We start from the raw sequence: 16,690 nt of genomic DNA on the forward strand, positions 1-16,690 counted from the left end.
CGGCCTACGCACACCACGGACCGATCATGGTGGCGGTGCCGCGATCCGGGCGGCGATGTATTCGGCGCTGTCGCGGGCGGCGAGTGCAGTCCATCGGGTGGCTGTGGCGATTGATAGGCCGAGGAGCTCGGCGAGGACGGGGGCCGGTAGGTCGGCGGCGAGTGCGTTGAGTGCGCCGCCCCGCCCCGGGCGCACGTAGATGCCGATCTTGTTGGTCAGCGCAGTCGCGAGTCGGCCGGCGGAGATGTGGCTGCCGGGCCGGGCGCCCGGGAACAACCACGCCGAAGCCTCTGGTCGAGCGCTTGGCTGTCGGCTGGCGCTGAGGTTGGCCAACTCGATGGTCAGCGTGGCAAGTAGGGGCGGCAGGAGGACGGGCTGATCCCGTAGGGCCAAATAGGTGTCGGCGTCGCTGGTAGTGATGCGGTCGACGGTGAGTTCGACGATGCGGGTCGGGATTTGCCCGTAAAGAAGGACAAGCGCGCCCGCCACCCGCAGGTGCAGCGCGAGGTTGTCATCGCGCAGGCACCGGCGCAGTAGAGTCCAGCGGTCGTCGTCACCGAGGACGTGTTCGGCGAGTCCCTCCCGGCCCAGCCAGTGCACGTGCAAAGCGGCACTCAACCCGCGGGCGTGGGTCCACTTGAGGAAGTCCCGAAGCCGGCGGCGCGTGCTGGTCCCCGATTCGATCCACGTTTCGACGTCGTGCTGGGTGGCCTCGGCAAGGGTGCGGTCGTTGTCGCGGAGCCAGGCCAAGAAGTGCGCGGCGGTCTCGATGCGCGTCCTGACGTACTTCGGCGTGTTCGCGGTAGCACCGTGCCGTGCTGCGCGGCGTCTGGTCCGCGGTAGCACCGACCACTGAGCGTACGTACGCAGCGTCTGAAGTTCCTCGCGGGGCACGGTGATGAGGAAGGTACGCAGCCATGCGTCCAGGGAGTCCAGGTCGTTGTCTCGGGGCTCGATTACCCCTGTGTGCTCGAGGACTACTCGGAGGTGGCTCACCGGATTGCCCGGGGGAAGTTTGTCGAGCACCTCGTGGGAAAGTGGACGCTGCGCGGCGATGAGCTCACCGAGTATCCGCATCCATTCTGTACCGCGAATGACTTCGAGGGTTTGTTCCGGTGTGTTGTCGACGACCAGATAGTGCCAGAGCCCCTGAAGTTGATCGTCGATCTGACCGTCGGGGCCGGTTAACGTGTCGGTGACCCGTGCCTTCGCGGTGCAGGCCAAACACTGTGTGCCGCCGAGGAGTAGGTCCACTCGGCCGCAGTCATGACACGTCCAGTTGCGCCCGTCGCCGGAGCAGAGTCCACACACCCCGGCTCCGCTGTCGCCAACTCCGACGAGGGGGCGGACATGCCCGCATACGGTGCAGGGCCGCGGATGTCGTCGCAGCTGCCGCACGCACGGTCCGCAGACCCCTCCCAACGGCAGCACCGCCGCGATGGCCTTCGTGTGTTCGCAGATCGCGCACTGTCGGGGTCGGCGCGGTCCGGCCCGGCAGGTCGAGCAGACCGGCTGGCCGGAGGCACTTCCTCCAGTGCAGGGTCTGAGGCGACCGCACCCACTACACGTCGCGGTCGGCGGTACCCAACAGCGATAGCAGATCCAGGTGCCGGCGGCCCGATTAGCCACACGGGCGTGGTCCGTGACGCGGCCGCACTGATGGCACTGGTGCGTACGGCCACGTCGGTAACAGCGGGGGCAGATGGCCCCTTCGTTGGTGAGCGCGTGGGTGCGTTGATTCTCCCGGCCGCAGGACGAGCAGGTGACTAGCTTGCGCGGTCCACAGGTCTGACAGAACGGTTTCCCGTCGACCCGATAGGCGACCCGTGCCATGGTGCCGCATCGGGTGCACGCGGTGTTGCGTGATGGATCATGACGATCGCAGCGGACACACACGATGCCTGCGCCGTCACGGCGGGCTGGTGAGCCAAGTTCACCGCAGCGCACGCAGACCTTGAGATGAGATTTGCGGTAACAGCTTCCGCAGATGCTCGCACCGTCGCGGCGGTAGGGCAATCGTTTCTGCGCTCCGCAGCCGTGGCACCGGACGGGTTGCACGGCGGGATATTCGGTGGCCAACACATCCAGCAAGGCGCGCAGTGCGGCCGGCCCAGTGGCTGATCCGGAGGTTAACGCGTCCGGGTGCGACTTCAGGTGCCGCAGCAGACCCGTTGCGTGCGCCGCCGTCAGGTTCAAGCTGTCCACGTGGGCGGTCAATCGGGCGCGGCTGGCACCAGGCAGTCGATCAGCCAAAAGGGCCGTGATCTGATCAGAGCTTTTACCGCCGTTTGGTGTCACCTGCTGGGGTCACGATCCTGGTGGGCGCCGGATGATGGTGCGGCGCACCGGCGGCGCGGTCACTGGTGTCTCCCCCACCGTCTTGGGGACCTGTGTGCTGGCAGCGGTGATCTCGATGAGTTCCTCGACGCCGACGTCGAGGATGTCGCACAACGCCGCCAGCGTGTCGAGGCTTAGGCGTTGTGGCACGGTAGTGACGAGGCGGAAGACTTGCTCGCGGGAGAGGTGGATGCCCCGCTCGGCCAGCAGCGGCACCAGGTCGGTGGTCGCATACATCTCGCGGGTTGCCATGAGTTGGCGCAGCTTCCACTGATAGGTCATTTTCCTCACGCATCGTCCCCTTCCCAGAGCGCGGAGTGTCGACTCAGCGATCGGCGGAGCATCCGGTTGCGGTACTCGTCTGAAACGCCGGTGTAGATCGCGGTCGTGGCGGCGAAGGTGTGCCCGACCTGAGTGGAGACGAACTTCTCCGGATAGTCGAATTCGATGAGGTGGGTGATATAGGAATGGCGCAGGCAATGCAGATCCAATGTCGGCTGCAGTCCTGCGGCATCACGCGCAGTGGTGAACGCCTCGTTGATGCGTCGCAGCGAGATACGGCTAGCGCGTTCGGTGACCCATAATGCGGGATGCGCGCCGATGCCGAAAGCTGGTCGAATCTCATCGCGCCACTGCTCCAGTACCGGGACGATCCAGTCCATCTCCGGGACCGTCAGCACGGTGCGCCGCTTGGGTGCACTCCCCCGCGATGACTTGCCCCACCGCACGAACACTGCGCCGTGGCGTCCGAACGAGGGAACCTTCGGGTTGTGCCGCATGTCCGCGAGATCCAGACCCCACGCCTCGCGGCGACGCAGGCCGAACGCGTAGATCGTCTTGATCAGAGCAGCATCTCGCATGGCTGCCAAGCCGCCCTTTCGTCCGTTGGCCCGGATCTGTTCGACGCGCCCGTCGGCTGCGTCGAATAGGGCTTGGATTTCGTCGTAGGTCAGTGGACGTCGACGCGGATCTCCTTCGTAGTCGGTGACGTGCACGATGGTGTTCCACTCGTGGAGCAACTGGGTGGGCGCCACCCCGAAGCGCTGCACGCATTCTGCGGTCCAGCCATAGCGGGGATCAGTCACGTACTGGAGGAACATTCGCAGCGTGGTCTCGTACAGCCGCGCGGTCGACACCACGATCGGCACGGGGCGGTGGCGGCAACTGTCGATGAACGCCTCGACGTCGGAGCACTGCCACTGCCATGGGTACTCGTTGACGAACTCCGCGACACGACGCGCCAACTGAAGACGCGACGCAATCGTCGAGTGCTTGAGAAATCGCGTTCGCTGCTGCAACGCCCAACCCTCCAGCATGGCTTCGAACACCGCGGTCTCCGGGTCCAGATGGGTCACCGCTGGCACCAACACGAGGTGCGCAGCACCCGCCAAATCAGACCCTTCAACCACGTTGCATAGAATGCATCATTAGTACGTCAAATGCAACACCTGTTTCCGCGCTTCAATCTCGTAGTAGTCGTGGACAATAGACAGTGGTACGGCCAAAGTTGTTGCTACTTCACAGTTAGCAGGAAGTTGCCTTAAGTCGAACCGGATGCAACTCCGCTCGGTTCCGACCGTAACCGTCATCGCCAATCGCACCGGTCCAAAGCCAGCAGTCCTGGCGACCCGGACCCGCGACCACGCGGCTGAAAAACCTTGCCACCTCTGCCATGTCGCGTTCCGGATCAACCGCCAACTCCCGCGCCAGCGCGCCCACCCGTCAGACCTCGCTACGCGCTCAAGCTCGCGGCCGCGCCTACCGCCAGCTCCTCAGCATCGGCCGCCTCACCCTCGCCCAGCGCTCCACCAGCACTGCCTGCGGCCACTCCACTGGCCGACACCTCCGCGGCATCCTCAGCGCCGGCTCCCCCGTCCTGCATGGACCCATCCTGCCCTGCCTGCGCCCCGGCCGGGGCCGACGCCACCTCAGCGCCATCCTGCGAGCCGACCGCCAGCTTGCCCAAGTCGCGCACCCGGTTCTGGCTCTGCCCCGTCTGGCTCGCAATGGCCGCCACCGTCTCACCCTGCCCCCGTAGCCGCATCACAGCCTCACCGGCCGCCCGCTCACACCGCGCCGTTTCCTCCCGCGCCGCCTCGGTCAACTTGGCGATCCGTTCCTCGGTCTCCTGTTCAATCCGCTCGACACGCTCGGCGGCCTTCGTGCGCGCCGCCGCCACCTGCTCTTCGAGCTTCATCCCCACCGCCGCCGCACGGTCCACTTCGGCGAGAAACTCCGACAGACCGTCGACAATGGCCGCCTCGCGCGCCTCCCGCGCGGCCTTCTCGGCGCGCCGCGCCTCCAGAACCCGCTGCTTCACTGCATGTTTCGTCGTTGCTTTAGCCATGTTTCCGGATGCTAGCCATCCCTTACGACGCAATCACGCTTCCTTTCCTCCCCCGCCAACCCACTCACCCCTGATTTCACCCTCACCACCGTCTCACCCCTGTTGACCTGCATCGTTGCTTTCCAGCCTGGTTTGGTCCCACACACCTCTTGCACTTAGGTCACGGTTTGGTCACGGCCCGTTCGGGGGTGGGCGGAAAGCGGCCTTGGTTTCGTCGTGAGAAATCGGTGCGCTGGGCAGGTGAATGCGGGCATCCACAAGCTCACTGCTGGCTCCGGGTACTTGTACCTGGTGCGGCAGGTGGCTGCCCACGACCGCACTCATGGCCCGGAATCGTTGGGCGACTACTACTCCTCCAAGGGCGAGACACCGGGCCGCTGGGGCGGACGCGGACTGGCCGGACTGTCGGCCGGATCGCAGAACTGGACTCGCACCGACGCCGGGGACCGCCTGTGGTCAGTGGCCGAAGGCTCCGAGGTCACCGAGGACCAGATGAAGGCCCTGTTCGGGCTGGGGGTGCACCCGAACGCCTCAGCGCTGACCAAGCAGCTCATTGCCCAAGGGGCACGCAAAAACTCAGCGTTGACCGCGACCACCCTCGGTCGCCCGTTCCGGGTCAACGCCGGCGAAACCGAGCTGCAGCAGCGCCTCGCTGAGGCGTATCGGGATCACAACTTGTCCATCGGTGCGCACTGGAACGCCGCCATTGACGAGTCGGTACGGGCGCAGATGCGCACCGACATCGCCACCGAAATGTTCGAAGAACAGCACCGCCGCGCACCCCTGGACGAGCGCGAACTGACCGGCTTCATCGCCCGCGGCACCCGCGACCAAACCACCTCGGTCGCCGGCTATGACATGACCTTCACTCCGGTCAAAAGCGTGTCCGCGTTGTACGCGCTGTGCCCGGAACCGATCGCCAAGCAGATCGAGGAATGCCACAGCAAGGCCGTCCAGGACGCCCTGGACTTCCTGCAAGATCAGGCCGCCTACACCCGCATCGGCGCCCAAGGAATCGCACAAGTCGACACCGAAGGCTTCATCACCGCCGAATTTCTCCACCGAGATACCCGCGCCTCGGACCCCGGCCTGCACACCCACGTCGCGATCTCCAACAAGGTCCGCGCCCGCGGCACCGACGGCATCCCCCGCTGGTACGCCCTCGATGGCCGACCGCTCTACGCGTCCACCGTCGCGGCATCCGAGCTGTACAACTCACGGCTGGAGGCCTACCTGGGCGACGAGCTGGGGATGCGGTTCGCCGCCCGCGGCGATGCCCGCGAAGGCAAACGCGAGGTCCGTGAAGTCGTCGGCGTCAGCCGCGAACTCAACGAACTGTGGTCCTCACGCCGCGCCGCGATCGACGCCGAGTATGCGGTGCTGGCCAAGAAATTTCAGGCCGCCCACGGCCGCGAGCCGACCACCCCGGAGTCGATCGCGATGTTCCAACAAGCCACCCTGGCCACCCGCGACGCCAAACACGAACCCCGCTCGCTGGCCGAGCAACGCGCAGAATGGCGCGCCCAAGCCGTCGGCCTGTTGGGCAGCGACGAAGCGGTCAACGCGATGATCGCGCGCTCCTTGGCCGGGCGCACCACGACACCGGCCGAGGTCACCGCGGGGTGGATCAACGCCCGCGCCGCCCAGGTCATCGCCACCGTCTCCGCAGCGCGGTCCACCTGGAACCGCACCCATGTGTTGGCCGAGGCGTTGCGGGTGGTCCGCGTGACCGGGCACGCCGGGATCGACGGCATCGCCGAACTCATCACCGACGCCGCCCTGGCCGAACCACGCAGCATCCGGCACGCATCCAGCCCTGATACCGACCTCGGTGAGCCCGCGCGATTGCGCCGCCGCGACGGGACCAGCGTGTATCGCCAGGTCGGATCGCAGACCTACACCAGCCCCGAAATCCTCGCCGCTGAGCGGCAGATCCTGGCCGCCGCCGAGCTGCGCGACGGCCGCACCGTGCCCGCCGCCGATGTCGAAATCGAGCTACTCGCCCAGGCCGCGCACCGACGCGAACTCAACGCCGGTCAAGCCCAACTGGTCCGCGAAATGGCGTGCCGCGGGCAGCGCGTAATGCTCGCACTCGCCCCGGCCGGGTCGGGGAAAACCACCGCCATGGCCGCCCTTGCCCGGTCCTGGGAAGGCGCCGGGGGCACCGTCATCGGCTTGTCTCCCAGCGCCAGTGCCGCGCAATTGTTGCGCGAAGAAATCGACGTCGAAGTCGGTGACACCCTCGATAAGTTCAACTGGCTCACCGACAATCCCGACATCTCCCCCGGCGATCCGGCCCGGCAGTGGTACGACGCGATCGATGAGAACACGTTGATCATCGTGGACGAAGCCGGCAAGGCCGGCACGTTGGCGTTGGCCTCAATGATCGCGGTCGCCTTAGCCAAGGGCGCCAGCGTGCGCCTGGTCGGAGATGACAAACAGCTGTCCTCAATCAGCGCCGGAGGTGTGCTGCGCGACCTGGCCCACCGCCACGGTGCGATCACCTTGTCCCAGGTGATGCGGTTCGCCTCGGCAGCTGAGGCCCAAGCCGGACTGGCGCTGCGCGACGGCGACCCGGCCGGGATCGCGTTCTATCTCGATGAGCAGCGCGTGCATGTCGGCACCCAAGCCGCGGCCTCCGATATGGCGTTCGAGGCATGGCAATCCGACATTGCCGCCGATAAGCACTCGCTGCTGCTGGCACCGACCCACGATCTGGTGTCCGAACTCAACGACCGCGCCCGGCTGCACCGACTTACTGAACTCGGTGGCCACGCCCCCGGCATCGAAGCGGTGTTGATGGCCGGTGCCCGCGCCAGCGTCGGGGACCTCGTGTTCACCAAGAAAAACGATCGCACCCTGGCCCTTGGCGCAACGGATTTCGTGCGCAACGGCTACCGGTGGGAAGTCACCGAGGTCGACCCGGATGGCTCGATCACCGTCGTGCACTTGGAGTCGAACGCGCATCTGCGGCTGCCCGCCGAGTACGTACGCTCCCACGTCACGCTGGGCTACGCCCGCACCATCGACGCCACCCAAGGAGCGACCGCTCGCTACCGCTGCCACACCGTGGGCTCCGATCAACTCACCCGCCAACAGGTCTACACCGCGCTGACCCGCGGTGTGCACGGCAACCACATCTACTTCTCCACCGCCGAGCACGACCCCCACCGCGTGCTGTCGCCGAAAGCCACCCACCCCGACACCGCGGTGGACGTGTTGACCCGTGCCCTGGCCCGCGACGCCGCGCAAGTCTCGGCCACCAGCGCCGCCCGCGCCGCCGCCGACCCGGCTTCCCGACTGGCCGCAGCCACCCAGATGTACGCCCACGCCGTCGGCACCGCCGCCGAATCACGCCTGAGCCCCGCCCAGCACGCCGAGCTGGATTCCCACGCTGAAAAACTCGTCCCAGGGCTGACCACCGCCACCGCCTGGCCGGTGCTACGCCAACACCTGGCGTTGATCGCCGCCGCCGGAATCCACCCCCTCAAACGGCTCGACAAAGTGGTCGCCGCCGGCGGATTCGACAATGCCGCCGACCCGGCCGCGGTCATCGACTGGCGCCTCGATCCGACCGGTGCGCACTCCGGTGGCGCCGGACCGCTGCCCTGGCTGCCCGCCATCCCCGACCGCCTCGCCGCCGACCCGCAGTGGAACACCTACCTGTCCGCCCGGGCGCAACGGGTCACCGACCTGGCCGCCGAGGTCGCCGCCACCGCACGGCAATGGAGCGCAGCGACCGCGCCGCGATGGGCACGACCACTGGTCGGGACAGACCTCGAACTGGCTGCCGAGCTGGCCGTGTATCGCGCCGCGACCGCCGTCGAGGACAACGACACCCGCATCGCCGGAGCCGAGCAGTACCCCGCCCGCACCCGCGCCGCCCAACGCCGCCTGGAACATCAGGCCGCCGAACTCATCGGCACCGACGCCACCACCAACCGCTACGACACCCTCATCGACTCCATCAACCCGCACATCCGTCAGGACCCTTACTGGCCGCAACTGGCGCATCACCTGTCCGCCGCCGCACGCACTGGAGTCAACATCACCCAGCTCGTGCGCACAGTCGCCGCCGACCGCCCACTGCCCGACGAACTGCCCGCCGCCGCGCTGTGGTGGCGACTGTGCGGCACCCTCACACCAGCGGCGCTGGAGACCGCCAACGGTGGGTTGCGCCCGGACTGGCTGCCCGATCTGCACACCGTGTTCGGCACCGAACTGGCCGAAACGATCGCCGCCGATCCCGCATTCCCCGCACTGGTGTCCGCGATCGGCAACGCCGACCCCGACCAGTGGACGCCGCGCGATCTGCTGCACGTGGCCGCCGAACACCTCTATGACGCCGACGCCCACCTGACGCATCACCTACGGCCCGACGAGTACGCCCGACTGCTCACCTACTCCATCGAGGTGTTCACCACCGCCGACCCCTACGACCACGACATCCCGCTGCCCGACACCGCGCCCCTGACACCGGAAGAACACGAAGAACTCACCCATCTACACCCCGACATCGAGAACACACCACCGGGGCGCCAGCACTCTCACGACGACGTATTGGCCGACCCCAACAACCTTGCCGCCGCACTCGGACTAGACGACTACGACCTCACCGAGCCCACCGCCCCCGACGAGCAACTTCCCCCACCCGAGCACGCTGAGGACTACTTCGACCCCGATACGGGGATCGACTTCGACAGCCTGAGCACCGTGCGGCCTAGCCCCGCCGCTGCGCTGGCCGCCCACCGCGCCGACGTCCACGCGTTGCGAGACCGCTACGCCGCCGCAGACACCGACCTACGTGCACTCGCTGCACAAGTGACCGCCGGCGGCGGACCCCACGTCTTGGCCGCCACCGACGAACTGCGGCGCATGCGCGCCGCGGCCGACGCCGACCGGCCTTTCCTGGCCCGCGTCGAAGCCGTGCTCGACCAATGGCATCACGCCGAAACCACTTATGCCGAAGCCCTCGAACTCATCAACCACGCCCGCACCGAACTCGACACTCTGCGCGCCGACCCGGATGCCGACCCGCTCGATATCGCCTCGGCCACCCAGAATCTGAACTTCCTGACCAGCTACCAGCTGCCCCCAACCAGCCCCGCAGAACAGTTCCACGCGGTATTCCAAGAAGCGACGGCCGCCCGCGCCGCCGCGGCCGGCGGCAGCGAGCACATCGTCACCCACGCCGATGCCGACGCGCTGCTGCGCCGATGCCGCGCCGACGATGACACACTGCTGGCCCGACATCGCGCCGACCGCGCGGCGCTGCGCGACCAGCTGCACCGCGCCGAGCTCGCCGCAGCACAGGCATTCGCGCGTGCACAGCGCAGCACCGCCGAACACATCACCGAGCTGCTGCCCCGCATCGACACCGAACTTCGGGTGCTCGACGCTGCCGGCCAACACGCCTTCCAAGAGCGACTGCCGATCAGCGAACACCCCGACATCGACACCGACCGCCTACGGCGGCTTACCGATGCGCCGTTCGTGCTGACCGCCGCGCACGCCTCCGATCGCGCCGCGCTTCTGCCCATGATGAAACACCTTGAACGCGCCGCCCACGACGCCGGCCGCCCGCTGATCTGGGCCGCGCCCGCCACCATCTGTGACAATCCGGACCTGTCCCCGATCGCCAACACAGTCATCGACGCCGACACCCTGGACCTGCACGACAGCGCACCGGGCACCATCGTCGTCATCGACCGTGCCGAACACCTGCCCCCCGAAACGATCGCTAACCTCACCGAGACCGCGGCAACCGCCCACGCCCGAATCATCCTGCTCGACACCAACACCGCCACCTGGCCACCACCACCGGCAGCGCCACTACTGAAACTGCTGCACACCGAACTGCGGTGGTCGCCAGTGCTCACCGCCGCCACCGGCCGCATCAACCACTACGACGCCAGCCCCGACAGCAACGCTGCCCTCACCCAAGCCGCCGGACTACACCCCGACCACCACACACCCGCCATCACCACCGCCCTGCAACGCCACCGAAAAGCCCAGCAGCGCAACACCACCGCCCATGATCTCCACACCCGCATGTGGAACGCCGCTCACCGTGACGAGGGATTCAGCCGAGGTGGGTAGGAACCTGTGAACACGCAGCTCGACGTCGTGAACGTCCCCGGCTGCTACTGCGGAATCACCGCGCCGCGATACGGCTGGTCCAGGCCGTACCGTCCCACCAGCGCCAGTAGCGCGGATTGTGCGGATCGACGTGCCATCCCGCAGGCGGCAGCGCCGCCGCAAGGGTGTCGGTCTCCACACTGAACGCAGTGAGAGGACGGTTCGGTTCACCATCAGCCCGGATCGGGTTACGTTGGTCTACGGCGCGGTACAGGTCGACCGTCTCGTCGGGAGTGAACCGCGTCGCTTGACTGATATCGGGGGTGGTCACCAGATGGAATACCGGCATGGGTTTACCTGTCACTGGCTTACGCCTTATCTGTAGCAAATCGAGGGGAGACGCACATTGCGCCAGTTTCCGACCATTTGCACATGGGTAGGCGGCGTCCCGTTTCCGCGCAGCTCTTTTTACATGTGCACGACGACGAAGTAATCGAACGCGTTAGGAGAAGCGATATGGCTGATCGGTGCACAACGTGCGGCGAAGCAATCCCGGAGGGCGAAGCTGAGTTTGACCTTGATGGAGGTCGAATTGGACTTCCGCATCATCCCGTCTGCTTATCGATGCCCAAGTCTCTGAAAGCCAGGCTGTCTCGATGCCCGGCATGCGGCCATATGGAGGGCTCCCACATGAATGTGACGGCCTTCGATGAGACGACCTGGAAAGTCCGCGCGGTACACGCGGAGTGTCACTGCGGATGCCGGTACTACCTAGTTCCGCACGGCGTCGGCTGATGAGCGTGCACGTCGGTTACACCGTTACGGATAACACCGTTCCTAACAGTCATTCAGGGGCGCCGCCTCTACGTCTTGCACAGTCCTACACACCCCGGAAGTCGTTACAGATAAGCGTGCCGGTCCTGCTCGGGTCGTACTCAACCACATACTGGCCATCGAAATCGGTTGGCGTCCCGTCAACTAAGCCCAGAATGCGAATCACACACCGGTTGCTGTTGTCCTCGTTCATGTACCCCATCGTCCGCTGCGGGTACGACATGTCCGGAAGCCCTATTCCGCGCTGATTGCGGCGCATCGATGTGCACGGACCCGGCATGCTGGCGAGCAGTAGATGCGCCGCCGACCCGTCGCAGCCTGCCGAAGAGTTCCAGCGCAGACCGGGCAGCGCGTTTCGTTACATACGGCTTTGTTGGTGGACGTTTCGTTACGCGCATCGCCCTCACCGGGCCCGACGACCGTCGAACTCGTCCTACGCAGGGGGCGATTGGACCACAGCACTTCAGTGCGGACCTCGTACGCTCCTCCCTGGCTCGTCGCAGTTGCCAGTTCGACCCGGTACCAGTCCCGAAAGAGTTCCTCGTCATACAAGCGTGAGGCGTAGCCCGACAGAACTACGGTGGCAACGCACTCATGCAAGGTGGATGCCAGTTCACGGTGGCCGTCCTCAGACAGCATCTCCCTGCGGTAGTTGCGTTCTCGGACTTCACCAAGATAGGGAGGGTCCACATACATCAGTGTTCGGCGGCCCTTGCCGTATGCCGCAATGACATCGAGTGCCGGTCGGCACTCCAAAGAGACCGAGCGCAGCCGAGCGGTTGCTGCCTCCATCCGACGGATATAGCTATCTAGCCGGCGAGGCATTGACGTGTGCGCAGAGTCCGCCGTGTCGAAGCGCCAGCCTGTCCGGCGAAGGGTGCCTGTCCGGCCTTGCGCCAGACATACCCAGATTCGCCGGGCACGTTCAATATCATCCAAGTCGGACGGACGGTCAAGTGCATCGCTACGCTCAGCTCGTGAGTGCGGAGTTAACGCACATGCCCGAGCCAGCTCCTCGGGACGATTACGTAGCATCCGCCAGAAGTGGACAATGTCTCCGTCGAGGTCGTTGACTGTCTCTAGTCGACTTGGCTTCTTAGCCAACAATACTGAGAGTCCGCCAGCATACGGTTCCACGTAATGGCTATGGCCTGCTAGCAGTGCGGCGATGTCCCCGGCGATCTTCTGCTTACCGCCGAAGTAGGCGAACGGCGGACGTAAGGCATTTTCTGACAATGCGTTTGTTCCAACCTGGTAAGGGGTCATTCCGAACCGTCGAGAGGTGACGGCAAATCCGGCATATCTTCATCGGTACGCCAGTTCCAGACCGGAAGCCCCGCGATCGATTCGTCTTCGTCGTCCTCGCCTCCACAGCGATCGATGAATGCGGCTATCGCCGGCGCGGTGTCGGTGAAGATTAAAGAGGCCAAGGCCGTGGAACTACCGTTGTAAGGCAATACCTTCCGGAAACACCGATCATCTGCGATTGCAGTTGTCAGCAGGGTGCGCTCGGCATCGCTGGTGAAGGGTAGCCAGTTGTGATCGGTCGTCATCAAAGAGAGTTGTTCTACGTTGGCGTAACCAGCCCGAGACACGGAGAAGGTAGCTACCGCCACCAACCGCACGTCACCTGCATCAGCCATCTGCCAAAGTTCCAGCTCTGTGGCGAAGCGCTTGGTCATTTTTCGGTACAGGTCTTCATCGAGAAACCAGGGGTGGCCCGGCTGGTGGCGGACCTGCATCTTGAAGCCGTGGGCGGCTGGCTCAATCGCCTTGATATCGCCCACGCCGATCAGGAATTTGGTGGGCTTCCCCGGCTGTCTACGCGCTGGAGCCCAAGCCTTAATCCGGCGTTGCTCGATCTCGGCCTTGCGGTCGGCCGAGAAGGGCTCCGGGATGAACAACGATGCGGCGAAGGGGCTTTTGCGGACTAGCTTGCCATCGGCGGCATCCCGGAGCCGGCGGTACACCACACCCCACGGCCGCCGCCCCGCAAAGCCCGGGTGCCACGTCGTCAGTTCCGCCTCATCCCAGAGGTAATGCAGCACAGCGCGTAGGGATAACTTGTTGCCGTCCGACTGCACCGCGCTTGCCGGCGATCCGGAAGGCTCTGGAGCGGCACGATTGCCGGACTTTGACAGCGAGAACCCCAGTCGCAGCGTGGTTGTTCCGTCGGCATTCCTGGCTTCGTGACCGACCCCGACTACGACCGCCACGGCGGGTTCCCGATCTTCGAACCCGCCCAGCCCGGTCCCGGGTTCGGCCGCTTCGTGGCGTCGATGCGACGGCTGCAGGACCTCGCGGTGTCCGCCGACCCCGACAGTGCGACGTGGGACGACGCCGCTGATCGCGTCGAGGCGCTGGTGGAACAGCTGGCCCCCTTCGAGGCCGCCGAGGGCGTGGGCCCGGCCAACCGGGTCGTCGAACTGCCCGGCGGCGGCAGCCTGTTGATGCCGCCGTTTCGGCTCAGCAGCTTCGAGCCCGAGGGTGTCGAGTTGACCGTGCAGTTCAGCCGTTTCCACGTGGGCGGTAACCACGCCGTCCACGGTGGGGTGCTGCCGCTGCTGTTCGATTCGGTGTTCGGCATGGTGATCCACGCCGCGGGCCGGCCGATCAGCCGCACCGCCTTCCTGCACGTCGACTACCGCAAGGTCACGCCCATCGACACCACGCTGACCGCGCGCGGCTGGATCCGGGAGACCGACGGCCGTAAGGCGTTCGTCAACGCCGAGCTGCGCGACCCCGACGGCAATGTGCTCGCCGAGGCCAACGGGTTGATGGTGCGTCTGCTCGCCGGCCAGCCCTGACGGGTCGGCGCCGAGACTGCAGGCAGTGCGGCGTTTTACCCTGAAATCCCGCACCCCGCGCAGTTTCGGCGGCACCATGATCACGTGACCACCGAACGTCCCGAGCGCGATGTGCGCCGGCTGTCCACCCCACGCGCGGCTGGCCTGGCCGGCGTGTTGTTCGCCGTGCTGTTCGGCGTCGCGATCGCGCTGATCCACACCGCGCTTCCCGAAGGCGCCCAGCCGGGCGCGCAGTGGGTGGAGGGTTCGGAGGGCAAGGTGCGCGCGGCGGCGGTGCTGATGCCGTTCGCCGGCATCTGCTTCCTGTGGTTCATCGGAGTGGTGCGCGACGGATTGGGCAGGTTCGAGGACAAGTTCTTCGCCTCGGTCTTCCTGGGCAGTGGGCTGCTGTTCCTCGCGATGATCTTCGTGTCGTCTGCCGTGGGGGTGGCGTTGGTGGCCAGCCGCGGCGCCGACTACGGAGCCGATGTGCACGTGTTCGGTCAGGCACTGCTGATCGCGCTGTCGAAGACCTACGCCCTGCGAATGGCAGCGGTGTTCATGATGTCGCTGGCCACCATCTGGCTCAAGACCGGCCTGGTGTCGCGGGGGCTGGTGATCTTCACCTACGTGGTGGCGCTGACGCTGTTGGTGGCCAGTGACGTGACGGTGTGGCTGACGCTGGCGTTCCCGGTCTGGGTGCTGATCGTCAGCGTGCTCGCGCTGAGCAAGGCCGGGCTGATCGACCTGCACCGCGACGGCGACTGATTCCCGCTGTCGGCGAGCAGGTTTGGGTCTTGTCCGCCTACGGATCGTCGTGGTCGATGATCCGTTCGGGGTGGTGGAGGTTGTTGGTGCGGGACTGGCCGCAGTCCAGCTCGGGGGGCGGAATCCATTCGGTGACGCCGTCTGTGGGGCGGTTCCTTGTGGTCCAGCCGGCGGTCTCCACCATGCGATTGTTCGGCCCGCACGCCAACGTCAGGTCCTCGATGTCGGTGCGCCCGCCGTCCTTCCAGTCTTGGTTGGCGTGATGCACCTGGGAGCGGTAGGCACTCGCGCTGCAGCCGGGCATGGTGCAGCCGCGGTGTTTGGCCAGCAGCATCAGCCGCTGAGCCAGGGTGGCGGTCCGGCGGGCCCGGCCCAGGTGCAGGGGCAGGCCCTTGCCGTCGAACAGCGCCAGCCACGGGCGGGAGTGGGCGGCGAACTTGAGCACGTCGGCGATCGGCAGCCTCGTGCCGCCGGCGGTCAGGCCGTGGCCGGTGCCCTTCTCCAGATCAGTCAGACTCACCGTGATCACGACATTCGCGGGCAGGCCGTTGATGGTCCCCGTCGGCTGCGTGGTGAGCATGCGTTTGCACAGGGCCAGCAGCGCGTCGTGGTTGCGTTTGCCCGTGGTGCGGGTGTCGTTGCGTATCTGCTCGTCGGTGGGTTCGCCGTCGAGGCAGGGGTGCTCGTCAGCGGGGTTGCACATCCCCGGGGCGGCGTTGCGCTCCATCAACGGCTCTAAGGTGGCCCACGCCTCCGGAGTCAGGAGTCCTTCGAAGGGCCGCATCCCATCGGGGCGTTGCTTGCCGACCCGGATATAAGCCAGGGCTTGGCGGTCCTCATCGGAGAGCTCGCCGTCCTGGTTCAGCAGGTAGAGCATGTGCGCGGCGGCGGTGCGGAACTCGGCGGGTCCGAGTTCGCAGGCATGCTGGGCCAACTGGACTTCGGCGTTCTCCCGGGTCTGAACATCCACGAACCCGGGCAGCTCACGAAAGAACCACCGCACATGCTTGATGCGCTCGGCGCCGATCAACCCCTGGGCCTGACCACGCGCGAACGTGGGCATGGAGGGCGCCAGCGGTTCACCGGTCAGCGAGGTCCGCGGCCCCAACAACGCCGCCTCGTCCAACCGCCGACGCGCCTCCGAGCTGGAGATCCGCAGCCGCTGCGACAGCACTGCCGAGTAATTCTTGGCGCCCAGGGATATCGGTGAGCTCTGGGAGGTGATCCGCTGATACACCCGATGATCGAGGACCGGCTGCGCGCGGGCGATAGCTTCAAGACGCTGCTGCACATCCAACAACTCGACATCGGTGAACGCGTCGATCGACAGGCGATTCATCTGCGCGGTCAGGGTTTCGATCTGCGCCAGGGCAGCCAGCATCGCCTCCCGGTCTGCGACGGCTGAGCTACCCATGCCTCGAACATACGTGCGACCACCGACAAAAATCCGCGCCATGTGACGTCAGATGCCCAAGTGACACAGGGTTTTTGGTACTTCATCGAGACTGCAACCAGCGTGACTGTCACTCGCACTTTGTCA

11 protein-coding genes are annotated in these 16,690 nt (G+C 66.1%); 3 read left to right on the plus strand and 8 right to left on the minus strand.

Translation table 11 applies throughout. The features are described from left to right. Positions 1-24: 24 nt before the first annotated feature. The 4 genes from ACNUDN_RS31635 to ACNUDN_RS31650 form a co-directional block, all read right to left on the minus strand. On the minus strand, positions 25-1,254 hold the full coding sequence (locus tag ACNUDN_RS31635) for a hypothetical protein (protein WP_419125681.1): 1,230 nt from the start codon (positions 1,252-1,254) through the stop codon (positions 25-27). 1,053 nt (positions 1,255-2,307) lie between these two features. Beyond that, the gene (locus ACNUDN_RS31640) at positions 2,308-2,619 is read right to left on the minus strand and encodes a helix-turn-helix domain-containing protein (RefSeq protein ID WP_419125714.1); all 312 of its coding nucleotides are present in this window, start codon (positions 2,617-2,619) and stop codon (positions 2,308-2,310) included. 5 nt (positions 2,620-2,624) lie between these two features. Continuing rightward, a complete protein-coding gene (locus tag ACNUDN_RS31645; protein ID WP_233717034.1) occupies positions 2,625-3,683 on the minus strand; it encodes a tyrosine-type recombinase/integrase in 1,059 nt (352 codons plus the stop codon). Positions 3,684-4,069: 386 nt separating this feature from the next. After that, complete coding sequence (locus ACNUDN_RS31650; RefSeq protein ID WP_419125682.1) at positions 4,070-4,684, minus strand: hypothetical protein; 615 nt, start codon at positions 4,682-4,684, stop codon at positions 4,070-4,072. A 240-nt stretch (positions 4,685-4,924) separates the two neighbouring features. Between ACNUDN_RS31650 and mobF the strand changes: the two genes are divergently transcribed. Beyond that, positions 4,925-10,783 carry a MobF family relaxase gene (gene mobF / locus ACNUDN_RS31655; protein WP_419125683.1) on the plus strand — a complete coding sequence of 1,953 codons (5,859 nt, stop codon included), beginning with the start codon at positions 4,925-4,927 and terminating at the stop codon, positions 10,781-10,783. Between the two features lie 55 nt (positions 10,784-10,838). Here mobF and ACNUDN_RS31660 read toward each other — a convergent pair whose 3' ends face one another. From ACNUDN_RS31660 to ACNUDN_RS31670, 3 genes are all read right to left on the minus strand, one after another. After that, positions 10,839-11,111, minus strand: a complete 273-nt coding sequence (locus ACNUDN_RS31660) for a DUF2510 domain-containing protein (RefSeq protein WP_419125684.1) — start codon at positions 11,109-11,111, stop codon at positions 10,839-10,841. A gap of 719 nt (positions 11,112-11,830) precedes the next feature. Then, complete coding sequence (locus tag ACNUDN_RS31665) at positions 11,831-12,862, minus strand: DNA adenine methylase (protein WP_419125685.1); 1,032 nt, start codon at positions 12,860-12,862, stop codon at positions 11,831-11,833. Then, positions 12,859-13,812, minus strand: a complete 954-nt coding sequence (locus ACNUDN_RS31670) for a DUF1173 family protein (RefSeq protein ID WP_419125686.1) — start codon at positions 13,810-13,812, stop codon at positions 12,859-12,861. Before ACNUDN_RS31670 ends, ACNUDN_RS31665 begins: the two co-directional genes overlap by 4 nt. On the opposite strand from ACNUDN_RS31670, the gene ACNUDN_RS31675 reads away from it, so the two are divergent. Continuing rightward, positions 13,786-14,403, plus strand: coding sequence for a PaaI family thioesterase (locus ACNUDN_RS31675; protein WP_068918664.1), 618 nt, complete (start codon positions 13,786-13,788; stop codon positions 14,401-14,403). The genes ACNUDN_RS31670 and ACNUDN_RS31675 overlap by 27 nt on opposite strands. A gap of 84 nt (positions 14,404-14,487) precedes the next feature. Next, positions 14,488-15,150, plus strand: a complete 663-nt coding sequence (locus ACNUDN_RS31680; RefSeq protein ID WP_246243713.1) for a hypothetical protein — start codon at positions 14,488-14,490, stop codon at positions 15,148-15,150. A 37-nt stretch (positions 15,151-15,187) separates the two neighbouring features. Here the strand turns inward: ACNUDN_RS31680 and ACNUDN_RS31685 are convergent, their stop codons facing one another. Beyond that, positions 15,188-16,564, minus strand: a complete 1,377-nt coding sequence (locus ACNUDN_RS31685; RefSeq protein WP_419125687.1) for an HNH endonuclease signature motif containing protein — start codon at positions 16,562-16,564, stop codon at positions 15,188-15,190. Positions 16,565-16,690: the final 126 nt, after the last annotated feature.

This window comes from Mycobacterium sp. smrl_JER01 (assembly GCF_048513595.2).
Lineage (GTDB): Bacteria > Actinomycetota > Actinomycetes > Mycobacteriales > Mycobacteriaceae > Mycobacterium.

Bases quoted from the DNA above. Each gene is read 5' to 3' on its own strand.
- ACNUDN_RS31640 (WP_419125714.1), bottom strand. From the start codon at position 2,619: ATGACCTATCAGTGGAAGCTGCGCCAACTCATGGCAACCCGCGAGATG.
- ACNUDN_RS31685 (WP_419125687.1), bottom strand. From the start codon at position 16,564: ATGGGTAGCTCAGCCGTCGCAGACCGGGAGGCGATGCTGGCTGCCCTG.
- ACNUDN_RS31660 (WP_419125684.1), bottom strand. From the start codon at position 11,111: ATGCCGGTATTCCATCTGGTGACCACCCCCGATATCAGTCAAGCGACG.
- ACNUDN_RS31665 (WP_419125685.1), bottom strand. From the start codon at position 12,862: ATGACCCCTTACCAGGTTGGAACAAACGCATTGTCAGAAAATGCCTTA.
- ACNUDN_RS31650 (WP_419125682.1), bottom strand. From the start codon at position 4,684: ATGGCTAAAGCAACGACGAAACATGCAGTGAAGCAGCGGGTTCTGGAG.